This is a genomic window from Moorena bouillonii PNG (assembly GCF_001942495.1).
GTDB classification, from domain to species: Bacteria; Cyanobacteriota; Cyanobacteriia; order Cyanobacteriales; family Coleofasciculaceae; genus Moorena; species Moorena bouillonii.
Genome location: NZ_MKZS01000001.1, coordinates 1,842,559 through 1,850,828 on the forward strand (window position 1 = coordinate 1,842,559; position 8,270 = coordinate 1,850,828).

Sequence of the window (8,270 nt, forward strand, 5' to 3'; positions counted from 1 at the left end):
CTGCAAGCCCCCTAAATCCCCCAATTCTGGGGGACTTTAACTCAAGAACCCCCCAGCGAGGGATTGCTCGCTGGGGGGCTAGGGGGGCGAAACTTGCTGTAATTGATTGAGTGATAGAGATTCCTATTGCCCAGACAGCTACTAGGAGTGCTCCCCAGAGGGTAATGAGTATCCAGCATAATAATGCGATCGCAATACTAGCTAGCCATGGTACCCCCATCCAGTCCATGGGGTGAATACCAGTAATCCAAGATAGAGCTAAGCCATGATAACCGATACCCCAGATCAGACCAGATAAAGCATTGCCACGAATACTCTGACCCCTGACTACTATGAACCATAGCGGCACTAGGGCAATCCAAGCTAGGGGCCAAGCTTCTGTTGGTGATGGTGTTAGGCCCATCAGGATACCACCGATTAAGGGTAATAGAGCAGTTTTGAGTTTGGTGAGGTACAAATTTCTAGGGAGTAGGGAGTAGGGAGTAGGGAGTAGGGAGTAGGGGTAATAGTTTTTTTAGTAATGATTACGGGCGCAGGTATGGATGGTAGTCGTTAAAAATACTGTGTACCTCATGATTATGATAATTGCTATATATTAAACAAGTCTCAAGTGGGCGCACCACCTGCTACACGATACAACGTTGTGTAGTAATGCACTAGACCACTACCCACTGCTATGGCGTAGATCAGAGTTACTAAAACAGCCACTCGATGTTGCCAACGCCAAACTTGCATCAAGCCTGCTGCTAGAAGAATTAAGAAATAGGGGGATACAATTAGTAGATAGCGAGCTTTCCATATGGAACTGGAAACATAAGATATCAATAAGATAGATCCGGCAGGTAATAATGCCCACACTTTAATCCACCAGAGTTTTTTTGAGGGGTGCCTGCTCAATAGAGCGATCGCAAGCAAGCCGATTGCCATGGCCGTATATGCCATGTAATAGAACAAAGGTACAAGATTTGAGGTTAACACATGCTCCACAAGCCACTCCATGATAGACTGCTGATTGAGCTGTTTCATCAGGTCGTTGGCACTGATGCCTGACCCTAGTAAGTGTCTCAATGGCCAGAAAGCTGTCAAGTGGGTGACTTCAGAGACAATTAAGATAATGTTGGGTTTTGGGTATTGTGTTACCCAACCTTTGAGGAATTTAGTGGAAGATTCATCAACTGCTGATACCAAAGGAAGCCAACAACTCCCAATCAGCAGCAGCCTAATCCCAAAAGCAAATAATCGGCGCTTTTGATTACGAAACTGCCATCCAATTAATACCAGATCTGGCAGAAACAAGGTCACACTCACCGGAGTAGTCACAAGGGCTAGAAACCTGGCCACAGCCCACCAGTTGATGGCAGCAAACCTGGGATTTTCAAGGGCATGAGCTAGAGCTAAGGTACCCCCTAAACTTAAGAAGGGGATTAGGGTGTACATCCTTACCTCTTGGGCATGGTTGATAAACACAGGTGAGAGGGTTAGTAACAGGGCGGCAATCAAGCCAACTGGCTTTCCAGCTAAGCGACGACCCAGCAGGTAGATTAGGAAGATACTGCCTAGTCCAAAAATCACAGATAGCCCACGCAACCAAACGGTGCTAGTGCCAAACTGCATCCAAATGTAGAGAATCATGAAATAAAAGGGACGTGTCAGATTCTTGGGAGGCAGTGATATCCCACTCTGAGTTTTGTTAATGCTAAATAGCTCATCGTACCATAAGCTCTCTGTGCCGAGTTGATAGAGGTACAACCCAGTAGCAACTACTAAAATTAAGCCGATCGGCATCCACTTCTGGAGCCAATTTGCTCTTATTCCAAGTGCTGGTGTATTCAGTTTCATAGTGATGCAAAGTTAATTAAAATTAGTTAATTTAACTTGAATTATTTAACCTAAATAAGTTAAATAAGGGATTGTGTTCGCGTAGCGGCTCTTTTAGAGCATCGCAATCCTAGTACTGTGTGAATTTAGTTTTGAGGATTAGGGTAAATAGCCATCCATGTAGGAATTGAGAGAATTTTGATCCATATTCCCTATTCCCTGTTCCCTATTCCCTGTTCCCTTTGCTAAAGTGTTAGGTTTTAGGTGTTAGGTTTTCGTATTTAATCCCTAGGGCTATCAGCTCTAATGCTTAATAGTAATTAAATGTAATAGTAGAGGATTTTCCAGTTTCTAAGACTAAAACCAAAAATCTTTATCAGATATTTATTTAGATATAAAATCTTTATCAAATATTTATTTTTGCTGAGTGATCAACGGCCTAATTGTTCCCTTGCCTGCTGACGCAGATTCTTAGCATTGGGGTGATTCGGCTGGATTTGAAGTGCGTTTTCCATGGCATTGATTGCTTCCTTGTATTGACCTTTGGCCCAATAGGCTGCCCCTAAATTACTCCAAGCATCGGCAGAATTAGGATTGAGTTGAAGTGCCCGCTCATAAGCTTTTATGGCCTCACTGTAGCGCTTGAGTTTATGGAGGGCTACTCCTCGGTTAATCCAGGCGTCAGCAAAATCGGGCTTGATAGCGATCGCTTGCTCGTATAGAGTTAGAGCTTGAGTTATGGCTGTTGGGGTGTTTTGGGATTCGAGAGCTGCACCTTTACTCCACAATGCTTCTGGGTAGTCAGGTTTAAGGGCAAGGGCTTGATCGCAGGCGGCCATTCCTTCTTGAGTACGGCCCAAGGAATTCAAGCTATAGCAACGACCCCAATGAGCTTCAGCTAAATTTGAGTCCCTTGCGATCGCTTTTTCGTAAGTCATCAGTGCTTGCTGGTACTTTCCTGCTTGCCGCAAGCTCTCCCCTTGGCTGTTTAATTCTATTGCAGTTGGTTGTGTTTCCGTTGGTTGTGTTTCCGGGTCGGATGGCGATTTTGCAGCTGATTCGGTATCCGAGCCGGGAATAGTTTTTTGGACTGAGCTGGTAGTAGTGCTTTCAGGGGTGTTGCTAACTACCGCTGGGGTTGCAGGTTTTGACTCAGAGGTGGTAGTCGAGGTTTCCGCAACGGTATCGCTAATGTTGTCAGTAATATTGTCAGTTTGAGTGACAAGTTTCGGAACTAGAAAAGTCTTAGTACCGATCACAGAAATACCGATACCCATCCCTGCTAAGACAGTAATCATCAACCAAGGCTTAGTTAAGCATCTTCGGATGATCTCTGATCTGGCCTGGGTTTGTGCTGATGTTGCTGAAACAGAAACAGTCTCTTCCGGAACTGTAGCAGACATAGCTATTGTTGGTGCAGCAGTTAGCCTCTGAACTGCTGCCAACGCTTCTACTGCGGTCGGGTAGCGGTCACGGAAATCATAGCGCACCATACAGTCAAGGATATCCGCTAATTCTGAGTTAACTTGGATGTTAACTTGGACGCGATCGCGCCAGTTGATTTCCCCTGTTTCGGAGTTTTCTTTCAGGAACTTGGGATGAATTCCGGTTAATGCCTGGATACCTACCATACCCACCGCATAGATATCGCTGCTAAAACGAGGATTGCCACCAAACTGTTCTTTGGGGGTGTAGCCATGACTGCCAATAGCAATGGTTTTGGTTTGCCCCGTTTCAGGATCGATAATCTGGGTGCTAGCTTGCTTAACTGCCCCAAAATCAATCATGACTATTCTATTATCCTTGCGGCGGCGGATCAGGTTTGGGGGTTTGATATCACGATGGATCACACGTTGCTCATGAACAAATACTAAGACTTGTAGAATGTCTTGCAACAGAGCAATCACTCGATTTGATTCCCAAGGCTGACGGATTTCTTGGTTGAGGGGTTCTCCATCAATAAATTCTTGGGCCAGATAAAACTCCTGATTTTCCTCAAAATGTGCCAGCAACTGGGGGATCTGATCGTGGTTACCCAGCTGGTAGAGGACTTGGGCTTCTCGCTCAAATAGGCGTTTGGCAATTTCCAAACACTGAGGATCCGTCACCTGGGGTTTGAGCTGTTTGATCACACATTGGGGAGTTCCTGGCAAGTGCAAATCCCGTGCCAGAAACGTTTGACCAAACCCACCTGCTCCCAGCTTGCTGATGATTTTGTAGCGACCGCCTAAGGGGTTTGCAGAATTTATCAGTTGATTGTTCATGTGTTTAGCTTTGATTCTACTCGCTATCCCAGACGTCGCTACAGGTTTACAGGGTTCTATAAGCCTAAGTTTAGTTTATTTATCAATTTTAACCGTATACACCCAGTCTTTATATTTCGGTTCCCGATTTTCGGTAATTGCTGCTAGCATCTCCTTGAGCTTTTCGGTTATTGGTCTGTTTGGAGATAAGTGATAGTTTTCGATTCGTTTAACTGGGGTGATCTTTGCCGCTGTCCCACTCAGAAATACTTCATCGGCAATAAATAGTTCTGATTTATCCACTGGTCGTTGTATAGTTGGCAAGCCCATGTCTTTAGCAAGGGTCAGAATACTATCCCGAGTAATTCCTTCTAGGATATCCTGATCGAATCCAGGGGTAATCAGCTGGCCATTTCTGACCACAAAGATATTCATCCCAGAAGCTTCCGAGACTTTGCCATCAGAATTCATCATAATGGCTTCATCAAAGCGAGACTCTACTGCTTCGCTTTTCGCCAAGGAAGACGTAATATAAGCTCCACTAATTTTACCTCTCAAGGGTAAACTTTGGTCTTGTTGTCGATACCATGAACTAATCCGACAGCTAACTCCCTCAGGAGATAAATAATCTCCTAATTCTAATCCATAAACAAAAAAGTCTTTTTCAATATTATGGAGTCGCGGGGAAATTCCTAAATCTGACGTGTAGACAAAAGGGCGGATATAAAACGATGTAGTTGGTTTATTTTGTTTGATAAACTCAACGATAATACTCTCGATTTTATCAGCAGGTAAATTGTAGTGTAATAACCGGGCACTATTACTTAGGCGTTGGCAATGGCGGTCTAACCGAAACAGTAAACATTGCTGTGGGTTGTTCGGGTCAGGGAGAGAGCGTAATCCGCCAAAAGCTCCAGTGCCGTAGTGCAAGGCATGGGTAGCAATGGAGATTTTGGCGTCAGCGAAAGGGACAAACTTGTTCTGAAAGTAAGCAATGGGCAAAAAATCAGGCATAGTTAAAATCAGTGCTTCAAAATTAATTTATCTCAGTTTAACGAGATGCTCACAGCATGGTCTCAATGGGGTTTAGCCTTGTTGTCACCCTCTCAGGGGGAACTGGCTCCTACCCAGGACCTATCCAAAACCCCACACCCGACACCCTATCTAAGTTTCACCCTTGTTGTCATCCCCTTAGCATCGGTGGATATGGTTGACAAAAAATTATTCATGTGCTAAGCAAAATTCAGCACTCACCACTGACCTACTCAGCACTGATCCACGATGTTCTAGTTAGCAGGAGTGAAATCTTGGCTGAACCGATTTATATTCAATTGACCTGGGAAGACCCAGAAACTAGCGAGTTAAAGAAACCTGTTCTGAGACCGCCAATTGCTGTTGGTCGAGAAAATGACCATTTGCCAGAACAGTTAGCAGGTCAATCTGTGTCTCATCTGGTACTTCTTGACAAGGAAATTTCCCGGTATCACGCCCTGATCACAGTGGCTAATACCCAACTCTATATTACTGACCGCAGCGCCAATGGCACGTTTATTAACGGGCGGAAGATTCGCTCTGGTATTCATCCTTTTTCAAGCAAGGACACCCTACGAATTGGTCCGTACAAGATTACAGCGACCTTGAAACGGGAAAATGACCTCAACGCCACTGCACAGAACTTTGACCAGACGAGTCTATTAGGTGAGAAAAATGTTTCCAACTCTCTGCCCAAGAATAAACCTGTAGTTTGGTTGATTGGCTTAGTGATACTGTTAATAATGGGAGTTGGCACCTGGGCCGTGGTCAGCGGTCTGCTGGAGGGGTTAAAACCAATACCAAACGAGGAAAACGATTCCTCTAGACATCATCTAGAACGGGTAGTCTAGAATACCTAATGCCCTCAACCAAAGGCGATGAGATTCTAATGTTATGGAAAATGAGAGCTAAATGGAACGTAACCTATGGAATCTCTTATCAATGTTCGATTTTCCATTAACCCTTTCCCAAGGGCTAGGCTTCGGCGTTCCTTGGTATTGGTGTTGCTAGGTGTACTTACCCTACTGCTCACCCTATTACCAGCCTCTACCTTAGCACAGGAATTTTTGGCAAATGGTAAGGAGAAAGCTCCTGTGGTGGTGGATGGTATTGAGTTGTTTCAAGTGGGCAACGCTGGCAACTTTAGCGCTACTGAGCGAGCCGAGCTGATCAATCAGCGCTTAGCAAGGGAGGTGAAATCCCTACAAAAACCTGAATATGTGGACATTGAATATGTCGGGCAAAACGAGGGGATTCTTCGTACCAAGTTTACCGAGCGGATTCTGGTCACGATTACCAAGGCCGATCAAATTCCTGATACTGATCCTCTTAAGCAAGCCGAGAAATGGGAGAAGCTGATTGAAAGGGCAATCCGGCAGGGCAAACGACAGCGGATGCCAGATTATACTCGTCAGGCAAGAAGGTTTACAGCGGTAGTTCTGGTGTTGTTAATCCTGTTGTACTTGCTGTTACGGGTCTTCAGGCAGTTTGCCTTGCGGAAACTGACCTCCTGGCTAGGCAATCCGGCTTCTCCTTTTTTCCCTTGGCACGACCCAGCTAAATTATTTCTCGGGGCAGCCTTGTTAGGGTTACAGGTTATCCTGTGGAGTACAGTTATCTTAACCATTAGTGACTTATTTCCCCAACTTCGCAGTTGGCGTTATGAACTGTTAAACTTCCTCAAGTCTCCTGTAATTGGTTCCGGAGAAAGCAAGTATTCTGCGATCCAAGTGCTGCTGTTGGTGGTATTAACCGTTGTGCTATGGTTTGGGGTTAGTGCCCTCACCAGGCTATTGAGGCGTTACATCTTGGGGAAAACTGGCGCTGATTCAGGGGTGCAAGAGGTGATTGCTACCCTGATCCAGTATGTCCTGACGTTTTTGGGCATGATTATCATACTCCAAAGTTCTGGGTTGGATTTAAGTTCCCTAACTATTTTTGCTAGTGTCTTAGGGGTGGGAATTGGCTTCGGTGTGCAAAATATTGCTAACAACTTTATCAGTGGCTTAATTATCACCCTAGAGCGACCGATTCAACTGGGGGATTTTATTAAGGTCAACGATTTGGTGGGAACTGTGCAGCGAATGGGTTCCCGCAGTACAGAGATTTGCACCTTGGATAAAGTAACAATAATTGTGCCCAATGCCCGCTTTTTAGAAACTGAGGTGATTAACTGGAGTCACGGTAACCCGATTTCCCGGCTCAAGATTCCTGTAGGAGTGGCTTACGGATCTGATGTGGAGCAGGTCAAGAAGGCACTGTTGGCAGCTGCGAAGAGTCACCCGGAAGTATTACTGAGGCCCTATCCCCAAGTTTGGTTTCAGGAATTTGGTGAGAGTGCCCTCAAGTTTGAGCTGTTGGTCTGGACTGGAGACCCCAAGCGGCAGCCTAAAATCAAGAGTGACCTCAACTACCGGATTGAGAAAAGTCTGCGTCGCTATGATATCCATATACCATTTCCTCAACGAGACCTCCATGTGCGATCGCCTCAGTTAGAGAAATTGCTGACCGCTTGGCTGGGGGAGCGTCAGCCAAAACCGCCAGAAAACCAACTCTATATTCCCAATGGGTATCAGTCTGAGCCCACCCAGGATTCCTTAGTTTCAGGTTTCCTAGAGCCTATGGATGACATAGATCAAGACTCTTACCCTACGGCTCCTTTCCAAGAGGATATGATAACACTAGACATTGAAACCTTGATCGAGGAAATGCGTCAACCAGGAGGGTTGGATATTCAAGACCGTCGCTATCGTCTCAATAGCTATGGATGCTGTTTTGTTGGGTCAGAAGCCGTAGATTGGTTGGTGAAACGGTGTAATTCTACTCGGGAAGATGCAGTGGCTATTGGACAGATACTGATTAATCGAGGTATTATTCATCATGTCGCAGATGATCATCCTTTCCGAGATGATTATTTGTTTTACCGTTTTTATTTAGATGAGAAATGAACTACCCCGCCCTGTAGAGGCAGGGCTGTTTCATTTTCATGAATAAATTGTCAAGTCAATCTGCTGAAAGGGCGTTGGGGTGCTGGGGAGAAGGTTTTTTTAAGGTTAAAAATACCTTTTTATTAATAAAAATTCTCCGACGGTGCGCTTTCCTTGTCTTGATGCAGTCGGTCATGGGGGGAACCCCCAAGACCGCGCTGCATCGCTAGGCGAATTAAATTCGCCACGG

5 protein-coding genes and 1 pseudogene are annotated in these 8,270 nt (G+C 45.3%); 2 read left to right on the plus strand and 4 right to left on the minus strand.

All coding sequences use genetic code 11. From position 1 onward, the window contains the following. The 4 genes and pseudogenes from BJP37_RS07630 to BJP37_RS07645 form a co-directional block, all read right to left on the minus strand. A pseudogene (locus BJP37_RS07630) lies at positions 1 to 403 on the minus strand (apolipoprotein N-acyltransferase); the annotation flags it as partial. Between the two features lie 203 nt (positions 404 to 606). Continuing rightward, complete coding sequence (locus BJP37_RS07635) at positions 607 to 1,839, minus strand: glycosyltransferase family 39 protein (RefSeq protein ID WP_081431103.1); 1,233 nt, start codon at positions 1,837 to 1,839, stop codon at positions 607 to 609. 410 nt (positions 1,840 to 2,249) lie between these two features. Then, positions 2,250 to 4,082: a tetratricopeptide repeat protein gene (locus BJP37_RS07640; protein WP_075897730.1), complete on the minus strand. Its 1,833-nt coding sequence runs from the start codon at positions 4,080 to 4,082 to the stop codon at positions 2,250 to 2,252. 75 nt (positions 4,083 to 4,157) lie between these two features. Then, on the minus strand, positions 4,158 to 5,075 hold the full coding sequence (locus BJP37_RS07645) for a branched-chain amino acid transaminase (RefSeq protein ID WP_075897731.1): 918 nt from the start codon (positions 5,073 to 5,075) through the stop codon (positions 4,158 to 4,160). 293 nt (positions 5,076 to 5,368) lie between these two features. Between BJP37_RS07645 and BJP37_RS07650 the strand changes: the two genes are divergently transcribed. Further along, entirely contained in the window at positions 5,369 to 5,944 is a 576-nt protein-coding gene (locus BJP37_RS07650) for an FHA domain-containing protein (protein ID WP_075905859.1), read from the plus strand. A gap of 75 nt (positions 5,945 to 6,019) precedes the next feature. Next, positions 6,020 to 8,041, plus strand: coding sequence for a mechanosensitive ion channel domain-containing protein (locus BJP37_RS07655; RefSeq protein WP_229415234.1), 2,022 nt, complete (start codon positions 6,020 to 6,022; stop codon positions 8,039 to 8,041). Positions 8,042 to 8,270: the final 229 nt, after the last annotated feature.